Raw genomic sequence first — 20,564 nt, 5'->3', positions numbered from 1 at the left:
GGCTCATATCCCTCATGAGGCCTAGGAGCTCCGAGGCCGCGGCCGGCAAGAACCCCGTGAGTCATGTTGGAAAAATATACAACGTTTATGCGCATGAGATAGCTAAAAAGATAGTTGAAGAGCTTCCTCAGGTGAGAGAAGCATATGTATGGCTCCTGAGCAGGATAGGATACCCTATAAATGAGCCCACATTCATAGCAGCTGAGATATTCACGGAATCGGGCTTCGAGGACCTGAGGAAACAGGTGGAGGAGATACTCCTCAGGGAGATCTCACGGATAGATCAGTTCATCGAGAGGTTGATAGACGGTGAGGTACCTGTCTACTGAGAGGGCTCAGCGATCCCCCCTGAGGGCCAGGAAAGTGAGGTAGATGGCCCTCACCCTCTCCTCAATTATTTTGGCGGCCCTCTCCCTCAGGTGCCTGGTGGCGCTCTCCCACCTCGAGACCCCCTTGAGATCCACCTCAGCGGAGGACCTCCCGGCCTCGACCACTAGATCCTTAATGGAGCCGCCGATCCCCCAAAGTCCTCTGGACACCTCCTCTAGTGAGATGGGGTTCACCCCGAGGAAGTCCTCGACGTAGGGCCGCAGCTCGAAGAGCCTCCCCTCATCCCTCAGACCTTGGAGTATGTAGCAGAGGGTCCTCTGGTTGAGGGAGGAGAGGTCCTCCAAGAGCGACCCGAGATCCCAGCAGACTAGGGAGAATCCCCCGTTCACGCATTCCTCTAGTAGGGAGAGGTCCATCCTCGATGAGTCGAAGAACTCCCTCTTGACCGTCTGGAGGCTCACGTTCTCCCCATCATAGAGCCCGAGGAAGCCGAGGGATAGGGCCTCCCCCAGGTCCACGCGTATGAAATCGATCGAGATCAGCTTATTTGCCCTAGACGGCTTGGGGATCATGAAGACCTTCCCCTCGATCACGAAAGGGATCCTCTGCCTCATCAGGATGTAATCAACAGCTCTCCTCGCGAACCTCTTCGCCAGGTCCCAATCCAAGCCCCTCATCACTAGCTCGTAGTGGGCCTCCTCATCGACGAGCATCATCAGGACCTCGGAGAGCTCATCCGGCTTGAAGAGCTCCACGCTCCTGGCAACCTCCAGCCAGTCCAGGTCCTCTATTAGTCCGGCCGATTCAGGTTCATGCATCATCATTACCTTCTTCTCACCCAAATTGGCCACCTCATAGTAGAGGATGCCTATCGGTATCCTCAGGGAGAGCCTCAGGATGAGCATGAGGGTGGCGAGCCCTATCCTCAACCAGGTGAGGTCCTCCCTCGGATCAAGCTCCACTGAGAGCCCGTACGTGTAATCCCTGTACACCCCTCCCGTGGGCGCTATCACGGGCAGGGACCTGCTCTCCCTGATGAGTATGGTGCCCTTCCCCACGCTCACGGGTCTCGCCCTCGAGGAGACCAGCCTCCAGTAAACCCTGTTGGGCACCTTCGTCCTGAGCCCGAAACCGTCCGCGGGAGGATCCACCACGCAGATGACCTCGCTCCCTATCCTTCCCTTGTAGTAATCCTCCATTATGTCCGGCCTCTCCCCCCACTCCGACTTCACCCTCTCGTACTCCTCCAGCATGAAGGCGAGGGCGTCGAAGGAGTATATGGTGGAGTACCTGAACGGCTCCTCGACGACCCCAGTTATTATCCTCCCCTTCCTCTTGAAATCCACCACTATAGCATCGTTCCCATAATCTATGCAGCCCGGTTGAAACCTCTCCACGAGATCGCAGTGCCCTATGTCCTCGAGGTAGCGCAGGTCACCATCCTCCCTCAGGACCCTCTTGAAGCCGTAAGGAGGACCGAACTCGTAGAAGTTCATCATCTCCCAGGTCCTCTTCCCTCTCTCCGTCAGCTCCCCCTGCTGTATGAGGCCTAGGCTCTCCAGTAACTTGAACTCATCCTCCGTCAGGAGGCCCCTCAGGTCCGGGTTCAGGGCCTTGAAGAGACCCTCGAACAGCCTTGAGTACTTATTCCTCGGGTTCACCAAGGTTATCTCGAGCGGGAGCTCGAGCCATTCCATGAGGACATTGGTCCCCCTGGACAGGAGCTCCCTATCCCACTTGTAGATCGGGAATATCAAGCTCTCGGTCCATCCAACCTCCTCCCTCCTTCCCTTCCTTCCCTCCCTCTGCTTGAACTCCCTGAGGCTGTCCGGGAGGCCAAGGTGCACTATCCTTATGACGTTCCCTATATCCAGGCCCTGAGAGAGGGTTCTTGGGCTTATGAGGATCCTCAGCTCCCCAGATCTGGCGGCCTCCTCTATCTCCTCCCTCTCCTCCTTCGAGACCAGGTGATGGTGGGAGGCGACCCTCGTGACACCGAACTCATGCGTTAGCCTCCTCCTCAGGTTCTCGGCGCTCCTTATGCTGTTAGTGAAGACTATGGTGACCCCATGATCCTCCTCATAGTGGGAGATCACCTCAGCAGGATCCACGAGGGGCTGGGGGCAGTCTATGCCGAGCGATCTCCCTATCTCCACCAGCTTGTAGACGTTCCTCTCGAAGATCTCGTAGCTCTCCAGCGAGCTCCTGACATCCTCCCCCACATCGGCGGAGAGTATCTCATCCTTATGAGACCTCAGACAATCCCAAACGCTCCTCAGGTTCTTTCCCAGTATGAGATAAACCTCATTCCTCGGTCTGAACGGGTTCCCCCTTATCACGGAGGTCTCCCTTCCGTTCAAATCCGTGAGGTACTCGGCGAGCTCATCTGGGTTCCCTAGGGCTGCCGTAAGCACGGCCACCTGCGGGTTCCCTCCGGAGACAAGCGAGATAACCCTCAGCATCGAGAGCAGGAGCGCCACCTCCCTAGGGCCGTAGAAATCGAGCTCATCCAGAACGATGAGATCAAGCTTCTTGATGAAGCCGAGGAGATAGGAACCTCTTGAAGCGATCCTCTTCAGATCAGACATTAAGAATGCTGGGTTAGTTATCAAGAGGTCTGCTGAGGATACTATACCCTTCAAACCTCTCCTTCCATGCTTGGAGACCAGCAACTCCCTCCTCCTAGCATCTATTATGTAGGGACTGATCCCAAGGGCTCTGGAGTACTCCTCGAGCCTCCTGATCTGGTCGTTGGCCAGGGCGAGGGTGGGGTAGAGGACCAGGGCCCTCTTTCCCCCGGCCGCGTAGAAGAACCAAGCCTCAGTTTTACCGCTCCCGGTTCCTGAAATCAGGACGACGTTCCTACCGCTTTCCAGGGATCTGATGGTCTCCATCTGGTGAAGATAGAGCTCCTTCTCAGATAGCTCCCTGCACCTTCCATCATGATGGGCCAGCTGTGGGAAGAGGTCCCCGAACCTCACGCCGGCCCTACTCGGCCTCACCTCGTCCTCCGAGAGGACCTCAAAATCATAGCCCAGGGACCTGAGCAAGCAGGAGGATGAGATCCTGCTCAATTCCAGCTACCTTTTCGGCACCCTTACCTCCAGGATGCCGTTCCTATAGGTGGCCCTGACCCTATCTGGGTCGGGCTCCAGCGGGAGTTGTATCCTCCTCAGGAGCTCACCGGCTTTTATGGTGACTTCCTTTCCCTTAATCCTGACGGAGATCTCATCCTTGCTCACCCCAGGGGCCTCAGCCACTATAATAATTTCATCCTCCAAATCTATGACATCGACCACCTGCTCCTCTAACTCCACGCTCCCTCCCCCCTCAGGGAAGGACTCAACCTCGGGGGAGATCCCGACCCCCTCCTCGTCCCCGAGATCGTGATCGAAGCCCCAGGACAGGTCGCCATTGATGAATCCGGAAAGATCCTCATCCATCTTCCTGAGCAGCTCCATGACGTCCCTGATGAAGCGATCGAAGGGGTCGTCATAAGGGGTCTTTCTCCTCTCACTTCCCACCGAATCCCCCACCTCATCAGTCAGTGATCCCTATTTAATCGCTTGCCCTAGCATCATCCAAGACCTCGACTCTGGAGACACCCCCCTCCTTGCTCACAAGTATGGAGCGGGATGCTATATCCCTGAACCTGGGTGAGTGGGTCACCACGATGAGCTGGGGTATCTGAAGGGACGAGAGAGCCTCCAGCAGGTATTCTATCCTCTCATCATCCAGATGCACCGTTGGCTCGTCCAGTATGAAGCTCTCCATCTTGGTGGAGACCAGGTACCTGGCGATGGCCAGCCTCAGGGCGAGGGCCAGCGATATTCTCTCCCCGCCACTCAGCAAATCGAAGCTGTACTCCCTGTTCCCCCTCCTGAGTATGGGAGTGAAGTCCTCATCCAGCCTTACGGAGTCATAATCGAAGCCGAAGGAACCGAATATTTCGCTGACCTCCCTCTCTATCAAGGGCCTCGCGGCCTCCCTGAGGGCCGGCTGGATCCCCTTGTCCCTGCTGAAGAGCTCCCTCACCCCCTGAATTCTCGATCTGAAGATCTCATATCTCTCCTTTTTCGCTCTTAATTCCCTAAGCTTCTCCGTTTTTACTGAAAGCTCTTCCTCCTTCTTGCGAAGCTCCCTAAGGGTTCCCTCGAGCTCTCCCTTCTCCCTCAGCAGCTCCCTGAGCCTTTCCTCCGCCTCCCTCAGCTCAGACCTGGCCCTCTCCAGGGATCGCTCATCGAAGCCGAGTCTATGGATCTCCTCCTCCAGATGAGAGGCCCTCTCATCGTCTGAGGATATCTCCTCCTCCAGTTCCTTGAGAGCATTGGATAGTCTCTCCCTCTCCATCAGCATCCCCCTGATCCTTCCGTACTCCATGAATGCCTTCCTGGACTTGGAGTACTCCGCCTCGATGTCCTCAAAACTGATGCCTAACCTCTCAATCGCCTCATCGACTTCTCCCTTGACTCTCAGGAGCTCCCGCTCGAGGGAGCCGGGATCAAGCCCGCTGACGGACTCCCTTATCTGATCGGCTCTCCTCCTCAGCAGGTCCACCTTACTGAGTTCGGCGATCAATGAGCGGTACCTCTCCTCCAACTCTGGTAGTTTACTCAGTTTCAGCTCCAACTCACTAATATTCCTGCGGATCTCCTCCAAAAGGCCCCTGATCTCCTCCAGGGATCCTCTGGACTCCTCCAGTTCTTCTGAGATATCAGCGAGCGTCCTAGGTGGTATCTCCCTCATCCTCTCGATCAGGCGCAAAATGGAATCCCTTTCCTCCTTAAGCCTCCTCAGCTCCCCCTCAATCTCGGATAAGCTCGATTTCATGGCCTCCATGCCCTCCGATAGCCCCCTCCTCAGGGACTTCACCCTCTCGGCGGTCAGCTTGGAGCCGCATAGTGGGCATCTCTCCGGGTTACTGCTCAGTTCCTCCAAATACATTGTGTACTGATTCATCTTAGCGGAGATCCTCTCGATCTCTCCCTCAAGCTCCCTGATCCTCGAATCCCTCGAGCTCAGGCCCTCGGAGAGCTCCTCCATCCTCCTAGAGTATACCTCCAGCACCCCGCGGGGATCATCGGGAACCTCCACCAAGAGCTCCCTGAGGAGCCCGATGACCTCATTGAACCTCCTCTCCGCATCAGATAGCTTCCTGAGCTCCCTTCTCTCCCTCTCCCTCAGACCCTTAAGCTCAGCCTCCATCCTTATGTACTCATCCTTCAGGGACCTCATCTCCTCCAACTCCGCCCTGACCCTCTCGAGAGACTCTTTTTTGCCTTCAATCTCTTGAATCTCGCTCTCTATGACCTTCAGCTCATTCATGCTCTCTCTCAATAGATCTAGTCTCTTCCTCAGATCTGAGAGCATCAGGAGGAGATCCCTCAATCTGGAGATCTCCTCATACCTGGAGGCGAGGGCCTCCAGTTGCTTGAGTTTGGAAAGCTCCTCATCCAAATCCCTGAGTTCAAGTTCGAGCTTCTCCTTCCTCTTGAGGTTTGAGGATATCTTAGCCTTCAACTCATCCAACTGTGATCTGAGTTCGATGAACCTCCCCCTCTTGGCTTCGAGCTCATCAACCCTTCCCCTAAGCTCCAGGATTGAGCTCTCAAGCGAGGATATTTCCTCAACCAATGCGGATAGTCTCCCCTCTATGTGCTCCATGCTCCTCGCCACCTCCATCCTCTCCCTGTCAACGTCGCCAATCGCGAGGATCTCCCTCTCCAGGGCAGCTATCTCACCATCGAGCCTCTCTATGACCCCCTTCAGGTCGCTCCATATCCTCTCAAGTATCTCGATTCCCAGAAGCCTTGCGATTACCTCCTTCCTCCTCGCCGGCTGATCCTCAAGGAGCCTCTGTATCTCACCCTGCCTCACGTAGATCCCCTGGAGGAACACATCCCTTCCGAACCCTAGTATCGCCTCTATCTGGGAGGAGACCTTGTTCTGATCCCTCTGTATGAACCTCCTTCCCCCCTGAGTGAGCTCATACAGCTCGGCCGATACGACGCCATCCCTGCTTCTCTCCCTGATCACTAGGTAGGTCCTCCCGTCCACCTCGAACACGAGCTCCACCCTCATCCTGGGGGCTCCTGCCCTAATGAGATCCTCCACAGGCCTCTCCGCCTTGTGATAGAGAGCATATGCTATCGCCTCAAGCAACGTGGTCTTCCCTGCCCCATTGTTTCCGATTATCGCATTTACCCCATCCGAGAAGGTGAGCTCCGTTCTTTGATGCGAGCCGAAGTTCTCCAGGTAGAGCCTCCTTATCCTCAAGGCTCCTCCACCATCCTCATCAGCTCGTTCACGAAGTCCTCCCCCCTCTTCCCCTCCCTGTACCATATCTCGAAGACCCTCAGGGCCAACCTCCTGACCTCCTCATCGACCTTGGCGGATGCTATCAGCTTGTGAATGTTGTCCTCTATCCCCAAGCGCGGGAGCTCCTCCGGTTCCTCCTCCCTCTCAAACTCCTCCCTCACGGATAGATGTATAGCGCTGTCAAAGAGGGTCCTCTTGATCTCTCCTGATGCGAAACCAGGTCTAATCGGTCCGGAGATGCGAAGCTTTCCATAGATGACAGGTTTCACACCTAAGTTGGATATGGAGGACCCAATTCTCTCCATAAGCATGTACAGATCCCTGGTGTTCCTTATCTTCTCGGAGAATACTATGAAGGGCCTCGTCTCCAGGGGGATGCTCCTCACCCTCACGCCATCCTCCTCGATCTCGACGGAGAGGATGTACTTCCTTCCATCTGATAAGAAAGCCTCCCTAGGCTCGACGATCTCTGTGGATCCTGGGTAGGCGAAGCACCTGCGACCGGTCTCATGGACGACCCTGTTGTGATAGTGCCCCATCGCCACGTAGCTGAAACCCGTCCTAGCTATGTCCGAGTACTCGAGCTCAGGATAAAAAGTTTTTATAAGACCCCTCACTCCCTGATGAAGCATCAGCACCGAGGGGCACCTGCAAAGCTCTCTGGCCCTCCTCTCCAAGGCCTCTATGGCCCTGGAGACGTCCTTCCCGGAACTGTTGTAGGGCAGGCCCGCCACCACGACATCGCCCACCCTCTCCACCCTGGCGCTCATCCTAAGGAAGAGCTTCCCGTATCCAACCCTAGAGAACAGAGACTCCAGGTTTATCAGGGGAGAAGTTATCTTCCTCCTGGCGACATCGGGACCGAGCTCATGGTTACCCTCTATTATCGCGATCGGAATGCCCCTCTCGGCCAGCTTCACCAGAGAGTCGAATGCCCTCACGAAGGCCCTGGGATGAGGCCTATAGCTGTCGAACAGATCACCTGTGTGGATCAAAAGGTCCGGTCTCTCGGAGATGGCAGCTTCCACGGCCCTATCGAAGGAGGAGTAGAAGTCGTCCTCCCTTTCGGGTGAGTTGAACTGGACCTTGCCGAGGTGGCTGTCGGAGATGTGGACGACCCTCATCCTCACCCACCTATCGCTGAGTAGTAATCATCCCGCAGCTCCTCATCCCTCCTCTCGATACCCTTCCTCCAGAGCTCACGGGCTCTGAGGCTCTCCCCCCTCCTCTTGACCTCTGACAGCCTCACCCTGACCAGCGCGGGGATCCTAACCATGGGACCGACTATGACCGCCTCGCCGACGTCCAGTGATGGAAGGTATGAGAGCATGTCCTCACTCAGGAACTCCGTGGTCCTCCTGATGTAGGCCTGATCGTCCGGCTCTATTATCCTCAACACTATCTTATTGACCATCTGCGAGAGTATGTCCGAATTGAGGCCCTTCGGTCTCTGGCTAACCAGGCAAAGCCCCACCCCGAACTTCCTCCCCTCCTTGGCTATCTGGGCGGCTGCCGATGATGTGTATGTCCTCTCGCCAGATGGTATGAGGGCGTGAGCCTCCTCCAGCACCGTCAGGACGGGAATTGGGATACTCCCCTTAAGAGAACCGGCCCTCGCAGCCTTGGCTCTGCTGAGTAGAGCCAACAGGGTCTTACCAACCACTATATCCGTCAGCTCGAAATCCAGGCTCCCCAGATCAACCACGACAAGCTTACCGTAGTTCAGATGGTCCACTATCTCGCCAGATCTCGGGGCTATGACGCTGGAGTATCTATCCCTGACGTGCTCCAGCCTGGCCAGAAGGCTCATGACGCTATCCTTATCCCTGCTCTCATACCTCAAGAGGTTCTCGTCGTCCGAGGAGCCATCCTCATCTATGGAGAGCTTCACTATCGCATGGATCCCGGCAAGCATGTCCTCGGGATCGCCATCTATGCAGGCCCTGCTTATGTATCTGCCGAGCTCTCCGCTCTTGAGGAGCCTCTTTGAGGAGTTGTAAGCCCTCTTGAGATATATGTACATCTTCGCCGCGGATTCATATGATATGCCGATCAACCTGGCCGTCTCATCCAGGCTGAGCGTAGAGGGGTCTATGAGCGGTCTTATGACCTCGACTTGGCAATGATCGCAGTTGAACACCATGTCGGAGTACTCTGAATGGACGTCGAAGAGGAGAGCCACACCTCCCATCCTGAGGATCTCCTCCAGTATCACGGCCACCGTGTTGGACTTTCCGGCCCCCGTGACCGCGAGTATAGCTAGGTGCCTGGACAGTATCTCATCCGGATTCAGGTATACATCAACGTCCTCCCTGGTGATGAGCTTTCCTATCCACACCCCATCACCGTCTGCTGGTTTAAATATTTTCTCGAGGATCTCCCTGGGCGCCACCCTCACCTCAGCGGCCGGTGAGACGGGCACCTTCGGCAGGCCGGAGAGCTCATCACCGTTCAGAACGCCTATCATCTTTACATATGCCCTGACCCAGTTAGAAGGTTTGTCGAGCACGCTGAGTATCTTATCATAATGCTCCGCTTGGAGGAGATCCTCCCTCTCGAACTCGAAGGCCCCCCTCACTACCTCAGTCACCATGCCCAGGATCCTGGTGGCCTCATCCTCTATCAGGACGTACTCCCCGACCCTGGGGAGGACATCGGAGTAAGCAACCATGCTTGCGGAGAGAGGAGTGGTTCCCGGGGCGACCTTACCAAGTGTCCTGCTCTCCAAGAACCTCCCTCCCGCTTATCCAGTCCGTCAAAAGGAGGTTCTTCATCAGGTGGAGCACCTCCCCCTTCCCGATCCTAGCCATCTCGTGCGCCACCCTGAGGTGATAGGGGTATCCCCTAACGGCGCTCCTGGCCAGGGAGCTGAGTATCCTCCCCATCGACTGCTCGTCGTGCTCACCCAATACCTCTATCCTGAGCGGGTTTGAATTCCTCTCAAACTTGGCGTAGGTTATCGTTATTGGATAGGAGCTCTCGATACCGTAATACTCAGGAAACCTTAAAGAAATCTTCTTTGGGATTAGATAACCTGTCTTGAGCGGACAGGATCTTCTCACAATCTCCAAATCCGGTATTCTGGACTCAAAGTATACCCTGCTCCCCGATCTCTTAGAAATAGCCACTAATCTTTCCGATTTACTCAGGAGCTCGTTAAGCGAGATGAGGGTCTCGTACCTCTCCAGGAACATCCTGATCCTCACGAGCTCATCCCTCCTCAGCTCCTCACCCAGCTTTGACCTATAATATTCCTCGATGATGCCATCCACGATCTCAGAGTTGCCTGGATTCAGCAGCAGGGACACTAGACCGTCCGTCAGGCCGATGCCTGCCTCCCTGATCTCATCCACAACATCCTCCAAGAACCTCCTGGTATGCAGGAACCTGTACCTGCTCCCGAAGGGGGTCAACCGCTCCCCGGCGAGGGCCTCCAAGGACCCGTCCAGCAGCAATATCTCGGGGTTAGACGATTCAATGGTTCTCAGGGCCATCTTAACCTCCATGGTCTCCCTGCATATGGATATCCTTTCACCGTGCCAAATGTCATCCAGAACACCCACCTGATACTTCCTGGCCCTCCTGACGCGACTTCCCCTCTCGAAAAGTGAGGAAGAAGTTATGAAGACCACCTGACCTTGATTTATGCGCCTCCTATTGCTGCCACCGTCTATCGCGGCAATGCTCCCATGGATTTGATCGGGGAGGTCCGACCTCCAGAGGGGATCCACCAGGCGGCCCTCCTCCTCCGCCAGTGATCTCCGGAGATCGCCTCTAATCATTATGATTATGTCCTCGATGGACTCAAAGGGAAGATCCCCTCTTTCCGGCATCCTGTTAATCTTACCGCGTCTCTCTTTTTATTCGTTCCCCCAATACCGCATCCCGGTGATCCGCTGAATGAGTCACATTGAGGTGATTGTGAGATTATATGGTGCATCGTATGGTGCGGAAGACTGCCACTATAAGCGATTATCCGAATGAAAGCTGTGAGGTGCTCCGGGATTTGGGTCTCAGCGGTCATGAGTGCCAAAGATCCAATGGGACCTTCCTGCGGAGGTCCGGGGAAGATAATTCTGCCTATGACCCCGCTCAGATGGGTCGCTCTCAGTCCTGAACACCGGGGCTCGGATCGAACCATGGCGGAGAGCGGTCCGCGACCCATCGCGCGGGAGAAGTAATAATATCGCTGATAGGAGGGGAGTTAGGGGGTGCTTATGTCACTGGATGCCTTCTTCAGACCACGCTCCGTCGCCATAGTGGGCGCTTCGAGGAGCGAGGAGAAGGTCGGGCACGTCATACTCAGGAGGATGGTGGAGATAGGATTTCAGGGGAGGATCTATCCGGTCAATCCGAACGTCGATGAGATACTGAATCTGAAGTGCTACCCATCCGTCTCCCAGATACCGGACAAACTGGACCTCGTGATTGTGGCTGTCCGGGCTGAGGTCACACCTGGGATCGTCGAGGAGGCCGCTGAAAAGGGAGCCAAAGGAGCCCTGGTGATCTCAGGCGGGTTCTCCGAGGTGGGAAACTACGAGCTTGAAAGAAGACTCGTGGAAACGGTCAGGAGGCACGGTATGAGGTTGATAGGTCCCAACTGCTTGGGGATATTCGATCCGAAGAATAAGTTGGATACTCTCTTCCTCCCCGAGAGCGTCATACCTAGGCCCGGGGAGGGGAGCGTGGCGGTCCTCACCCAGAGCGGGAGCCTGGGCAGCACTGTGCTCACGATGATGAGGAAGGAGGGAATAGGGGTCAGCAAGTTCGTGAGCTACGGTAACAGGGCGGATGTGGACGAGGGGGAGCTGATAGATTACCTCGCGGAGGACGAGGACACCAAGGTGATAGCCGCCTACATAGAGAGCGTCGCTGACGGCAGGAGGTTCATGGAGGCGGTGAGGAGGGCATCCGCCAGGAAACCTGTCGTGGTGCTGAAGGGAGGGAAGACCCAATCGGGCAATAGGGCCGTTAAGAGTCATACGGGTTCGCTGGCGGGAAGCAGCGAGGTGTTCCAATCAGCCGTTAGGCAGAGCGGGGGTGTGATCGTGAACGATCTGAGTGGGTTCCTCGACTCCCCCATGGCGCTGGCATCGCAGCCCCCAGTGATGGGCGACAGGGTGATCGTCATCACGAACGGGGGAGGCTTCGGGATACTGGCCGTTGATGCCCTCGAGTCCTTGGGCTTCCGGCTGAACCCACCCTCGGAGGATCTGGAGAGGAAGTTGAGGGAGAAGCTTCCCCCCTACTATCCGATCGGCAATCCAACCGACTTAACCGGCGATTCCACACCAGAGCAGTTCCTAGAGGTCGGGAGGGTATTTTCGGAGAGCGGAGAGTATGATGCTATGCTCCTGATACCCCTCCTCGGGGTGCCCGGGATGGTGCCCAGAAGGACCTTGGAGGCTTTATCCGAGCTCTTGAATTCATCTAAAATACCTCTGGTTGCTGTGGCCGTTCCCACCACGCGGGAAGTGGAGGAGATCCTCAAGGACCTGAAGATGAGGGGACTGCCCATCTTCCCGACTCCTGAGAGGGCGGCCCAAGCGCTCCTCTCATTGAGGCAGTACGGGGAGTCATTGAAGAGGCTCTCCAACAGGGCCTCTCGGCCCCCAGCCAATTCAGCGTGATCCTCAAAAATTTTTAGGGTTCCCTCGGGGAGCCCGGCCGGGCAACGTTTTTATCTCGCGCATGCGGTGAGGCCAGGTGATCTCATGTCCGGATTCTGGGATAGGCTGAGGGTGAACATAGAGGCCAAGTTGAACAAGCTATTCGATAGGTTCGAGGATCCCAGGGAGCAGCTGGATTATGCGTATGATAAGCTTGTTCAGCAGCTTCACAACGTGGAGATCGCTCTCTCTAGGGCGATAGCAGCTAGGAAGAAGCTGGAGTTCGAGCTGGAGAGGCTGGATGAGAGGATCAAGGACATGGACGAAAAGGCGAGGAGGGCCCTCAAGGCTGGAAGGGAGGACCTGGCGAAGCAGGCGCTAGAGAGGAAGCTCGTGCTCTCCCAGCAGAGGGAGGTCCTTGAGAAGAGAATAAATGAAATGAGGGAAGATGAGGAAAAACTATTGACAGTTAGGGACAATCTAAGGACAAAAATTGACTTATTTAAGGCGAAGAAGGAGCAGCTTAAGGCCGAGTATGAGGCATCAAAGGCCCAGGTCGAGGTCCAGGGGATGGTGACGGGTCTCTCAGATGAATTCGCCTCGGTGGCTAGGATAATAGAGAGATCAGAGGAGAAGGTCAACGATATGAAGGCCAGGGCCGCGGCTCTGGATGAGCTGATAGCCACAGGAGGCGCTCTCGATCTCCTAGAGCCGGAGGAAAAGGACGTGATCGAGAGGGAGCTCGGCAAGATAGAGCTTAAGGCGCAGTTGGAGGAGGAGATGAGGAGGCTCAAGGAGGAGGTCGGGGGTTAATTCCTTGCCCTCCCTCTCGGACATACTCTCATACGCATTAGCGGCAATACTAATATTTTTCGGGCTGATCTTCATCATAGCTGGTGTCTACGAACCATGGCGCCTGCTGCCGGGGCTCTCGCTGCTCGCGATAGCGGGGCTCCTCCTCTACCTCCGGGGCAAGGTTGGCGAGGCCAAGACCCGTGAGGAGATGCTCGAGGCGGCCGTGATAAGGCTCGCTAGGAGGAAGGGGGGATTCGTCTCAATAGCGGACGTTTCATCTGAGCTGAACTTACCGGTGGATAGGGCTAGGAGGATATTGGAGGGGCTTGAGAGGAAGGGAGTTGCCCTTTTAGACTTCAAAAGAATAGGAGATGAGGGGGTGGAGGTCTACAGGATCCTAGGGGCGGCTGAGGAAGAGGGAGGCTGACCTCAGGACACGGGGGTCCCGGGGGGCACCCTCTCCTCGGGTCCTATCAGCACGGGCCTTCCATCGACCACGGCCGCGAGAAGCATCCCCTGGGACTCAACTCCCATGAACTTCCTCCTCTCAAGGTTAACTACCACGACGATCTGCCTTCCCACCAAGTCCTTGGGATCGTAATGCTCCGCTATTCCGGCGACAAGCTGCCTCCTCTCCCCTCCCAGGTCCACCACCAACTTCATCAATTTCCTGCTTCCCTCTATCCTCTCGGCCTCCAAGATCTCCCCTATCCTTATGTCCAGCTTCTTGAATTCTGAGAACGGGACTTGGGACATGGAACCACCTCAGCGCAGCTCGAGTCATACCTTTTTAAAGGGATGCTGGGGTTTACCCGCGCTAAGGACCTGAAGAGGTCCGAAAGAGAGGTGATGTGAATGGCCAAGCTGACGATAACAGCCCTAGGGGGAACTAGGGAGGTCGGCAAGAGCGCACTGTTGCTTGAGGCCGGCAGAACGAGGGTCCTACTCGATTATGGGATGAAGCTGATACCCAAGCAGCACCCCGAGTTCCCCCCGCTGCCTGATGAGGTGGATGCCGTGCTACTCTCCCATGCCCACTTGGATCACTCGGGCTCAATACCGAGGCTCTTCGCCAGCGGAAAGGAGGTACCGGTATACGCCTTGGATGTGACAAAGCACTACACTGAGCTCCTGCTCTATGACACAATAAAGGTCGCTAAGATCAGGGATCATGAGATAGGATACGGGGCCAGGGATGTAAACAGGTTCCTCGAGAGCTTCAGGCAGATAGAGTTCAACGTCCCCTTCAAGGTGGGGGACATAGAGGTCACAGCCATAGATGCGGGCCACATCCCCGGCAGCGCCATGTTTCACATAAGCTACGATGGCAAATCGATCCTCTACACCGGGGACTTCAACACAGTGGAGTCTAGGCTCATGCCCTCGGCGCGCCTGGATGACGTGCCCGACGTCGATGTGGTGATCACTGAGTCGACTTACGCGAAGAGGGAACATCCCCCGAGGGATAAACAGGAGATGCTGCTCAGGGATGCCGTGATGGAGACCATAAGCTCAGGAGGTACCGCGATAATAGCAGGCTTCGCGATAGGCAGGCTCCTGGAGGTGGCCATGGCCCTCAGGGCCAGGGGCTTCAGGGGCGACCTCTTCTTGGACGGCATGGCTAGGAAGAGCACCGAGATAACGGCCGAGTTCTCGAACAGGGTGAGGAGCTACGATGAGATGATGCTGACCATAAGGAGCCTGCTGCCCGTCAAGGACTGGGGGATGAGGGAGAGGATCTCTAGGAGACCCAGCGTGGTCCTCACGACGTCCGGCATGCTCGAGGGGGGACCCGTGCACTATTACCTGAAGGAGAGGAAGGACGATGAGAACAGCATGATAACCCTCACAGGGTATCAGGTGGATGGATCGGAGGGAAGGAGATTGCTGGAAGAGGGAAAGATCGAGATAGGAGGGGAGGAGAACTGGATAAATATGAAAGTCAATCAGCTGAACTTCTCAGCCCACGCAAGCAGATCGGGCATCCTGAAGCTGATCCGGGAGCTGGGACCTAAGGAGGTGATAGTGGTCCACGGTGACAGGACAAGCGAGTTCGCCTTGGAACTCGAGGAGAGGATGGGGGTAAAGGCGAGGGCCCCCGAGGTGGATGAGACGATAGAACTTTGAGCTTTATCGACCTCCCCTAAACCTCCTTTTGCTCCTGAGGATGAAGTCCAGGGGGTAGACCTGCAGGACCCTCCTGTCCTCCGTGGGCATGACCTCCACCAGCCTCCCATCGAGGTTAAGTCTCTTCAGAAATCTAAGGGCTTTCTCGAATGACTCGACATCCATCAGGAGTCTCCCATCCTCGAGGGAGCCACCATACCTCCGCATCACCATGGCGAGCTTTTCCTCCGGTCCAGTGACCTCTCCGTATACCAGGGTCCCCTCATCGGTCGGGGTCTCGTGACGCTTGGCCACGTTGGCGGCCCTCCTCATCCACCTCATCCTCACCTGGTACTCCTTCTGAGCCGCGGGGCAGAAGTATCCCATGATCCCCGTCTCCCTCTCCAGGTACTCCAGCGCATCCCTGGCGGTCTCGGAGCTCCCCTCGACCGCCACCTCATCATCCGCTCTCGGCCTCATCCCCATGCTCAGCAGTCTCTCCCTGTTCGAGGGTGTGAACTCAAGCTCGTTCAAGTTCAGGAAATCGGCACCGATACTGTCCAAGAATTTTGAGAGCTTCTTGATCCTCTTCATCCAAGGATCCATCGGTACCGATGGGATCTCAGCGCCCACCGAGAAGCCCATAGAGACAGCAAGCCTCATCTTCTCCCAATTCCTCTCATCCCATGTGTGAAACCTGATCTCATCCACACCGGAATCGTAAAGCGCGGAGAGGCTCCCCTCATCTACGCCTATGGAGCTCGTGTATACGTGCACGTGAAAACTCTTTCCGAAAGCCTCCTTGAGAAGCCCAACGTAGCTTGAAACCCTCTCCGGGACCATGAGGGGCTCCCCTCCCGTTATCCCCGCACCCAGGGAGGAGCTGACCCTCACCTCCTCCAGCGCATCCGAGGGGCCCGAGACCACCCTCTCGTTCACGATCACGAGATCCCTCCTCCCCTTCCTCCAATCGGCTATTGTGCAGTAGAAGCATTTTGAGTAGAGTGGACACTCCCCGGTGATGAAGATGACGCTCTTAGCCCCCTTCCAGCAGAGATCGCAGCCAGCACTCCATCCCCTCACTCTAAGAGCGCCTAGGGGTAGCTCCTCCATCCTCAGACCCGCCAGCCTCTGATGTAATCCTCCTGCTCCGGCGTGAGGGAGTCTATCTCTATGCCCATGGACATGAGCTTTATCCTTGCGACCTCCTCATCTATGAACCTGGGCACGGGCATCACCCTATGGGGAAGCTCCCCCCTCTTCCCGATGAGGAACTCAATGCTCAGAGCTTGATTGGCGAAGCTCATGTCCATGACCTCGCTCGGATGCCCTTCCGCAGCCACAAGGTTAACCAGCCTTCCGCTCGCGAGGAGGTAGACCCTCCTACCATTGGGGAGCAGGTACTCCGTTAGGTTGTCCCTTAGATTCCTCTTGGCCAGGGACATGAGCTCCAAGTCCTTAACAGAGATCTCCACGTCAAAATGGCCCGCGTTTGCTAGTATGGCGCCGTCCTTCATCAAGCTCAAGTGCTCAGCCCTTATGACATCCCTATTGCCCGTGGCGGTGACGAAGATGTCACCCATCTTCGCGGCCTCTCGCATCGGCATGACTATGAATCCGTCCATGGCGGCCATCAGCGCCCTTATTGGATCCACCTCAGTCACGATGACCTTCGCTCCCATCCCCTTAGCCCTGGAGGCGATGCCCCTACCGACGTAGCCGTAGCCGGAGACGACGAACCACTTGCCCGCGATCATCACATTGGTGGCCCTCAGTATGCCGTCTATCGTGCTCTGACCAGTGCCGTAAACGTTATCGAAGTTCCTCTTGGTCTCAGCATCGTTCACCGCTATTATCGGATACCTGAGCCTGCCCTCCCTCTCGAGGGCCCTCTCCCTCATGACCCCGGTGGTGGTCTCCTCCGTGCCGCCGATTATCCGCTCAGCATAACCCCTCTCATGAGCCAGCACGGTCAGATCCCCACCGTCATCCATGGTCACATCGGGCTCCGCCTTGAGGCAATCCTCCATCGCTTGGACGTACTCGGAATCCGACATGCCCCTCCACGCATGGACCTCTACGCCCTCTTCGGCCAAAGCCGCCGCCACATCGTCTTGGGTCGACAGCGGATTAGATGGCACCAGGAAGACATCCGCACCCCCCTGCCTGAGCGCGAGCATGAGGACAGCGGTCTCCTTGGTCACGTGCATGCTGGCCGATATCCTCACGCCTTTCAGAGGTTTTTCCCTCGAGAACCTCCTGGATATCTCAGATAGCACGGGCATGTGAGTACTGGCCCATTCTATCGACCTCCTGCCGCTTTCAGCCAGACTGGGATCCTTCACCTTCGGCAAGATCATCCCTCCCTCCTCACTATCTGGATCAGCCAGTAACCATCCTTCTCTGAGACAGACTTGAGGACGTGACCAGTTCTCCCGATCCACTCGTAAACATCATCGACGCTCTCCTTATCGCCGACTAAAAAGTTGATGGTCTCCCCGGGGGAGGACTTGCTCACTATCTTGGCTATTTGCACGATCGCCCTGGGGCTCCTCATGCTCCTCAGATCCACCGTCCTAGTCACCGAACGACCCTCCTCCCCAAGGCTTGGTACACGAGAGAATCATCAAGGCCCTCCCTCACTATCTTATACATGAGGAATGCGTCCTCCCCATCGGCGTAATAGAAGGGGATTATCCCAAGCTTCTTATATCCCAGCTTCTCATAAAGCCTTATCGCGGGATCGTTGGAGACCCGAACCTCCAGGTAGATAGCCTCCGATCCGTAGGTCATCAGACCCTCCTCGGCCCTCAGCATGAGGGCCTCACCGATCCCCCTCCTCCTGTGCTCCTTGCTCACCGCTATTGAGAGGACGTGCCCTAGGATCAGGGTCGCGCCCTTGGCGTAGTGGGGCTCGACCCTGCACATGACGTATCCCACTATCCTGCCATCCTCCGTCTCGGCAACGAAGAAGCTGTTCGGAAACCTCCTGTAATTCTCCAGGAAGAAGTAACTGGGGTAATTCTCCGGCAGGAATATCCTATTTATCCTCTCAACGTCCTCCAGATCCTCGGGTTTGAAGGGCCTTATCCTGTAGTTCGGCAGCATCGAGTGGGTGGGCGCGGGAAAGGGTAATAAAATTACCCTAAGGTCCGAGATGACCGCCGAATGGATCAATGCCTCCTGATACCCCTTGACCTTGGTGCGATGGATTAGCCATGAGCTGGATGGCCTCGATATCCGCTCCGGTATCCGCAGCTCATCCCCTCCGGATCATCGAGCCCCTGAGGATATTCAGCTCCCTGGGAGCGGGTGAGTTCAGATGGACCGAAGTCACACCTGGCTGAGCGGCGTCACTTTAAAATTCTCCTGCCGGCGTCAGGGGAGGTGATGGATGGACAGGGAGGATCTCGATGAGAGGATAGCTGAGAAGGAGGAGCTCGAGGATAGGGTGAGGGAACTCAGCAAGATGGCTGGGAGGCTTAACAAGGAGATCGAGGGGCTTAACAACAGATATCAGATGCTCCTGAAGTGGGTGGAGGAGCTTCAGAGGAGGAGGCTCTCACTCGAGCAGGAGATAGCGGAGAGAAGAACCCTCATGGGGCAAATGGAGTCCCAGATTAAGGAGCTGGAGAAGGATCTTGATGCGCTTAAAGAGGGAAGGGAGAGGTTGAGGGCCGAACTGAACGTGATGGAGGCCAGAAAGTCCTCCTTAGAGTCGGAGATTGCTTCAATGGATGTCAGGCTCTCAGCTCTGAGGGAAGAGGTATCCAGGCTTGAGGAAGCCTCAAGGAGGCTTAACTCAGAGATCAAGGCATTGGAGGGAAGGAAAGAGCTTCTTGTAGCGGAAATAGAGGAGTTGAGGAGGATAAGGCAGGATCTGAGCGATGATATAAGGAGCATGTCCCAGCAAGTGAGGGAGTCCTCCGAGCTCCTCGTCAAAAAGCTATATCCGGCGATCTCCAGCCTCATGAAGGTTGCTGGAGTCATCGAGTCAACCAATGAGAAATTAACGGAGCTTAACAGGGAGATATTAGATCTATCATCAATATTGGGCGACATCAACTCGAGAGCGGAGCTCATCTCGGTGTTGGATAGGGAGATAGAGGAGAGGAGAAGGAGGATAGAGCTCCTCATATCCCAGGAGGAGTCGCTGAGGAGGGGAGGCGGCTGAGTTACATTAAAAAATCCTCCGGGGTCGTGGTGTGAGGTGATGCGATGAGCGCCGAGAAGGCTGAGAAGGTCATAAGGGACGTTGAACTCAAGCCCCAGCTGGTGGAGCAGATCAGGAAGGAGGTCGTGAGGGCGAGCTACATAACGCCCCAATCACTCGCCATGAAGTACAACATAAGGGTGAGCGTCGCCAGAAAGCTCTTGAGGGAGTTCGAGAGGGAGGGCATCGTCGTCTACGTGGACGGGAACTCCAGGCTAAGGATTTATATGGGAGCGAGGGCCAAGGTATCCAAGGAGGGGTAGGCGCTGTTTGGACCCCCTCCCCTGGGGTGAAGCGTGTATTGAGAGAGAGGATAGAGGGGATAGGGAGCTACATAGTCCTGCTGAGATGGAGGAACTCTGACCAGGTGAGGCTCGAGCTGATAAGGCATCTCTCCCCAATAACGATCGAGAGGCTCTACAGGAGCCTCCCAATCAGGGGGATGGTCGTGAACAGCGGTGAGCTCCTCTACATACCGGTCCCCATCGATACTAGGGCTGAGAAACCGAGAAACTCCATGAGGAGGGGACACGTGGCTTACTCGCTCTCCAAGAAGATGATCGTGATCGCTCTATCTGATGCGAGGTTGAACGAGTCCGTCAACCCCATGGGGAAGGTGGTATCTGGGGTGGAGCTCATAGGCGACCTGAAGACGGGTACGACGGTGGAGCTGGTGAGGGCCTGATGAGGTTCTTATGGAAGGGCAGCTCAGCCGTCTACATAGACTCCGGTGATCTGAGGGTCCTGATAGATCCGGCCTCCTTCTTCTCCCCTGTTGAGCTGCTCCAGCTGGGAGGCCCTGACCTGATCCTCTTCACACACGAACACTCCGATCACTTCGATCCAGACTCCTTGGAGGCCATCCTGACGGAGTTCGACGCCAGGGTCATCTGCAATCCGGGGGTCCACAGGGTCCTGAGGAGGAGGTTCGGCGAGAGGGTCCTCAGGATAAGGGACGGGGAGATGCTGGAGCTCGGAGCTAGGGTGCACGCGCTCAGGGCGGTGCACCCCGGCCATCACCCGGTGGTCCTGCTCCTGGAGATGGGAGGAAAAGCTATCTTCCATGGGGACGGGAGCGGGTTCTCGGGGGCCTTCCAGACCTTCTCCCCGGTGGACCTGGCCTTCATCCCCGTCGGCTCCCCATCGCCGAACTCAAGTCCCTCCGAGGCGGTGAGGATTGTCAGGGCGGTCGT

At 56.2% G+C, this 20,564-nt stretch carries 20 protein-coding genes; 9 read left to right on the top strand and 11 right to left on the bottom strand.

What is annotated here, in order from left to right; genetic code table 11:
* Positions 1–329, top strand: a 329-nt coding sequence (locus BA066_03375) for an S-adenosylmethionine synthetase (GenBank protein RDD53658.1), incomplete at its 5' end; no start/stop codon positions are given.
* Positions 330–335: 6 nt separating this feature from the next.
* Here BA066_03375 and BA066_03370 read toward each other — a convergent pair.
* Genes BA066_03370 through BA066_03345 form a run of 6 tightly spaced genes read right to left on the bottom strand, consistent with a single transcriptional unit; the run spans position 336 to position 10,481 of the window.
* Positions 336–3,404 carry a hypothetical protein gene (locus BA066_03370; GenBank protein ID RDD53657.1) on the bottom strand — a complete coding sequence of 1,023 codons (3,069 nt, stop codon included), beginning with the start codon at positions 3,402–3,404 and terminating at the stop codon, positions 336–338.
* 6 nt (positions 3,405–3,410) lie between these two features.
* A complete protein-coding gene (locus BA066_03365; protein RDD53656.1) occupies positions 3,411–3,866 on the bottom strand; it encodes an Hsp20/alpha crystallin family protein in 456 nt (151 codons plus the stop codon).
* Between the two features lie 22 nt (positions 3,867–3,888).
* Entirely contained in the window at positions 3,889–6,672 is a 2,784-nt protein-coding gene (locus BA066_03360; GenBank protein ID RDD53655.1) for a hypothetical protein, read from the bottom strand.
* On the bottom strand, positions 6,603–7,772 hold the full coding sequence (locus BA066_03355; GenBank protein ID RDD53654.1) for a DNA repair exonuclease: 1,170 nt from the start codon (positions 7,770–7,772) through the stop codon (positions 6,603–6,605). Before BA066_03355 ends, BA066_03360 begins: the two co-directional genes overlap by 70 nt.
* Before the next feature lie 2 nt (positions 7,773–7,774).
* Positions 7,775–9,376 carry an ATP-binding protein gene (locus BA066_03350; GenBank protein ID RDD53653.1) on the bottom strand — a complete coding sequence of 534 codons (1,602 nt, stop codon included), beginning with the start codon at positions 9,374–9,376 and terminating at the stop codon, positions 7,775–7,777.
* Positions 9,354–10,481, bottom strand: coding sequence for a hypothetical protein (locus BA066_03345; protein ID RDD53652.1), 1,128 nt, complete (start codon positions 10,479–10,481; stop codon positions 9,354–9,356). The genes BA066_03350 and BA066_03345 overlap by 23 nt, the downstream gene beginning before the upstream one ends.
* A 384-nt stretch (positions 10,482–10,865) precedes the next feature.
* On the opposite strand from BA066_03345, the gene BA066_03340 reads away from it, so the two are divergent.
* From BA066_03340 to BA066_03330, 3 genes are all read left to right on the top strand, one after another.
* Entirely contained in the window at positions 10,866–12,278 is a 1,413-nt protein-coding gene (locus BA066_03340) for a CoA-binding protein (protein RDD53651.1), read from the top strand.
* Between the two features lie 84 nt (positions 12,279–12,362).
* Positions 12,363–13,070: a PspA/IM30 family protein gene (locus BA066_03335; GenBank protein ID RDD53650.1), complete on the top strand. Its 708-nt coding sequence runs from the start codon at positions 12,363–12,365 to the stop codon at positions 13,068–13,070.
* 4 nt (positions 13,071–13,074) lie between these two features.
* Positions 13,075–13,479, top strand: a complete 405-nt coding sequence (locus BA066_03330) for a hypothetical protein (GenBank protein RDD53649.1) — start codon at positions 13,075–13,077, stop codon at positions 13,477–13,479.
* 2 nt (positions 13,480–13,481) lie between these two features.
* On the opposite strand, the gene metG is transcribed toward BA066_03330, so the two are convergent.
* Positions 13,482–13,808 (bottom strand): methionine--tRNA ligase subunit beta, encoded by a 327-nt coding sequence (gene metG, locus BA066_03325; protein RDD53648.1) that lies wholly within the window; start codon positions 13,806–13,808, stop codon positions 13,482–13,484.
* 99 nt (positions 13,809–13,907) lie between these two features.
* Between metG and BA066_03320 the strand changes: the two genes are divergently transcribed.
* Positions 13,908–15,179: an MBL fold metallo-hydrolase gene (locus BA066_03320; protein ID RDD53647.1), complete on the top strand. Its 1,272-nt coding sequence runs from the start codon at positions 13,908–13,910 to the stop codon at positions 15,177–15,179.
* Positions 15,180–15,182: 3 nt separating this feature from the next.
* Here the strand turns inward: BA066_03320 and BA066_03315 are convergent, their stop codons facing one another.
* The 4 genes from BA066_03315 to rimI are packed head-to-tail and all read right to left on the bottom strand — an operon-like array spanning position 15,183 to position 18,266.
* Positions 15,183–16,271: a radical SAM protein gene (locus tag BA066_03315; GenBank protein ID RDD53646.1), complete on the bottom strand. Its 1,089-nt coding sequence runs from the start codon at positions 16,269–16,271 to the stop codon at positions 15,183–15,185.
* A 2-nt stretch (positions 16,272–16,273) separates the two neighbouring features.
* Positions 16,274–17,515 (bottom strand): adenosylhomocysteinase, encoded by a 1,242-nt coding sequence (locus tag BA066_03310; protein ID RDD53659.1) that lies wholly within the window; start codon positions 17,513–17,515, stop codon positions 16,274–16,276.
* On the bottom strand, positions 17,515–17,742 hold the full coding sequence (locus BA066_03305; GenBank protein RDD53645.1) for a sulfurtransferase TusA family protein: 228 nt from the start codon (positions 17,740–17,742) through the stop codon (positions 17,515–17,517). Before BA066_03305 ends, BA066_03310 begins: the two co-directional genes overlap by 1 nt.
* Positions 17,739–18,266, bottom strand: a complete 528-nt coding sequence (gene rimI / locus BA066_03300; protein RDD53644.1) for a ribosomal-protein-alanine N-acetyltransferase — start codon at positions 18,264–18,266, stop codon at positions 17,739–17,741. The genes BA066_03305 and rimI overlap by 4 nt, the downstream gene beginning before the upstream one ends.
* Positions 18,267–18,552: 286 nt before the next feature.
* Here rimI and BA066_03295 point away from each other — a divergent pair, with 286 nt between their 5' ends.
* The 4 genes from BA066_03295 to BA066_03280 all read left to right on the top strand — a co-directional run.
* On the top strand, positions 18,553–19,332 hold the full coding sequence (locus BA066_03295) for a hypothetical protein (protein ID RDD53643.1): 780 nt from the start codon (positions 18,553–18,555) through the stop codon (positions 19,330–19,332).
* A 44-nt stretch (positions 19,333–19,376) separates the two neighbouring features.
* Complete coding sequence (locus BA066_03290) at positions 19,377–19,634, top strand: 30S ribosomal protein S25e (GenBank protein ID RDD53642.1); 258 nt, start codon at positions 19,377–19,379, stop codon at positions 19,632–19,634.
* The gene (locus tag BA066_03285) at positions 19,619–20,056 is read left to right on the top strand and encodes a hypothetical protein (GenBank protein ID RDD53641.1); all 438 of its coding nucleotides are present in this window, start codon (positions 19,619–19,621) and stop codon (positions 20,054–20,056) included. Before BA066_03290 ends, BA066_03285 begins: the two co-directional genes overlap by 16 nt.
* A partial coding sequence (locus BA066_03280; protein RDD53640.1) for an MBL fold metallo-hydrolase occupies positions 20,056–20,564 on the top strand: 509 nt, incomplete at its 3' end. The genes BA066_03285 and BA066_03280, both read left to right, overlap by 1 nt.

This window comes from Candidatus Korarchaeota archaeon NZ13-K, assembly GCA_003344655.1.
Taxonomy (GTDB): domain Archaea; phylum Korarchaeota; class Korarchaeia; order Korarchaeales; family Korarchaeaceae; genus Korarchaeum.
This window is presented reverse-complemented; position numbering and strand designations above follow the sequence as displayed.

Bases quoted from the DNA above. Each gene is read 5' to 3' on its own strand.
- BA066_03340 (RDD53651.1), top strand. From the start codon at position 10,866: ATGTCACTGGATGCCTTCTTCAGACCACGCTCCGTCGCCATAGTGGGC.
- metG (RDD53648.1), bottom strand. From the start codon at position 13,808: ATGTCCCAAGTCCCGTTCTCAGAATTCAAGAAGCTGGACATAAGGATA.
- rimI (RDD53644.1), bottom strand. From the start codon at position 18,266: ATGCTGCCGAACTACAGGATAAGGCCCTTCAAACCCGAGGATCTGGAG.
- BA066_03345 (RDD53652.1), bottom strand. From the start codon at position 10,481: ATGCCGGAAAGAGGGGATCTTCCCTTTGAGTCCATCGAGGACATAATC.
- BA066_03335 (RDD53650.1), top strand. From the start codon at position 12,363: ATGTCCGGATTCTGGGATAGGCTGAGGGTGAACATAGAGGCCAAGTTG.
- BA066_03295 (RDD53643.1), top strand. From the start codon at position 18,553: ATGGACAGGGAGGATCTCGATGAGAGGATAGCTGAGAAGGAGGAGCTC.
- BA066_03315 (RDD53646.1), bottom strand. From the start codon at position 16,271: ATGGAGGAGCTACCCCTAGGCGCTCTTAGAGTGAGGGGATGGAGTGCT.
- BA066_03290 (RDD53642.1), top strand. From the start codon at position 19,377: ATGAGCGCCGAGAAGGCTGAGAAGGTCATAAGGGACGTTGAACTCAAG.
- BA066_03355 (RDD53654.1), bottom strand. From the start codon at position 7,772: ATGAGGGTCGTCCACATCTCCGACAGCCACCTCGGCAAGGTCCAGTTC.
- BA066_03320 (RDD53647.1), top strand. From the start codon at position 13,908: ATGGCCAAGCTGACGATAACAGCCCTAGGGGGAACTAGGGAGGTCGGC.
- BA066_03360 (RDD53655.1), bottom strand. From the start codon at position 6,672: ATGGTACAGGGAGGGGAAGAGGGGGGAGGACTTCGTGAACGAGCTGAT.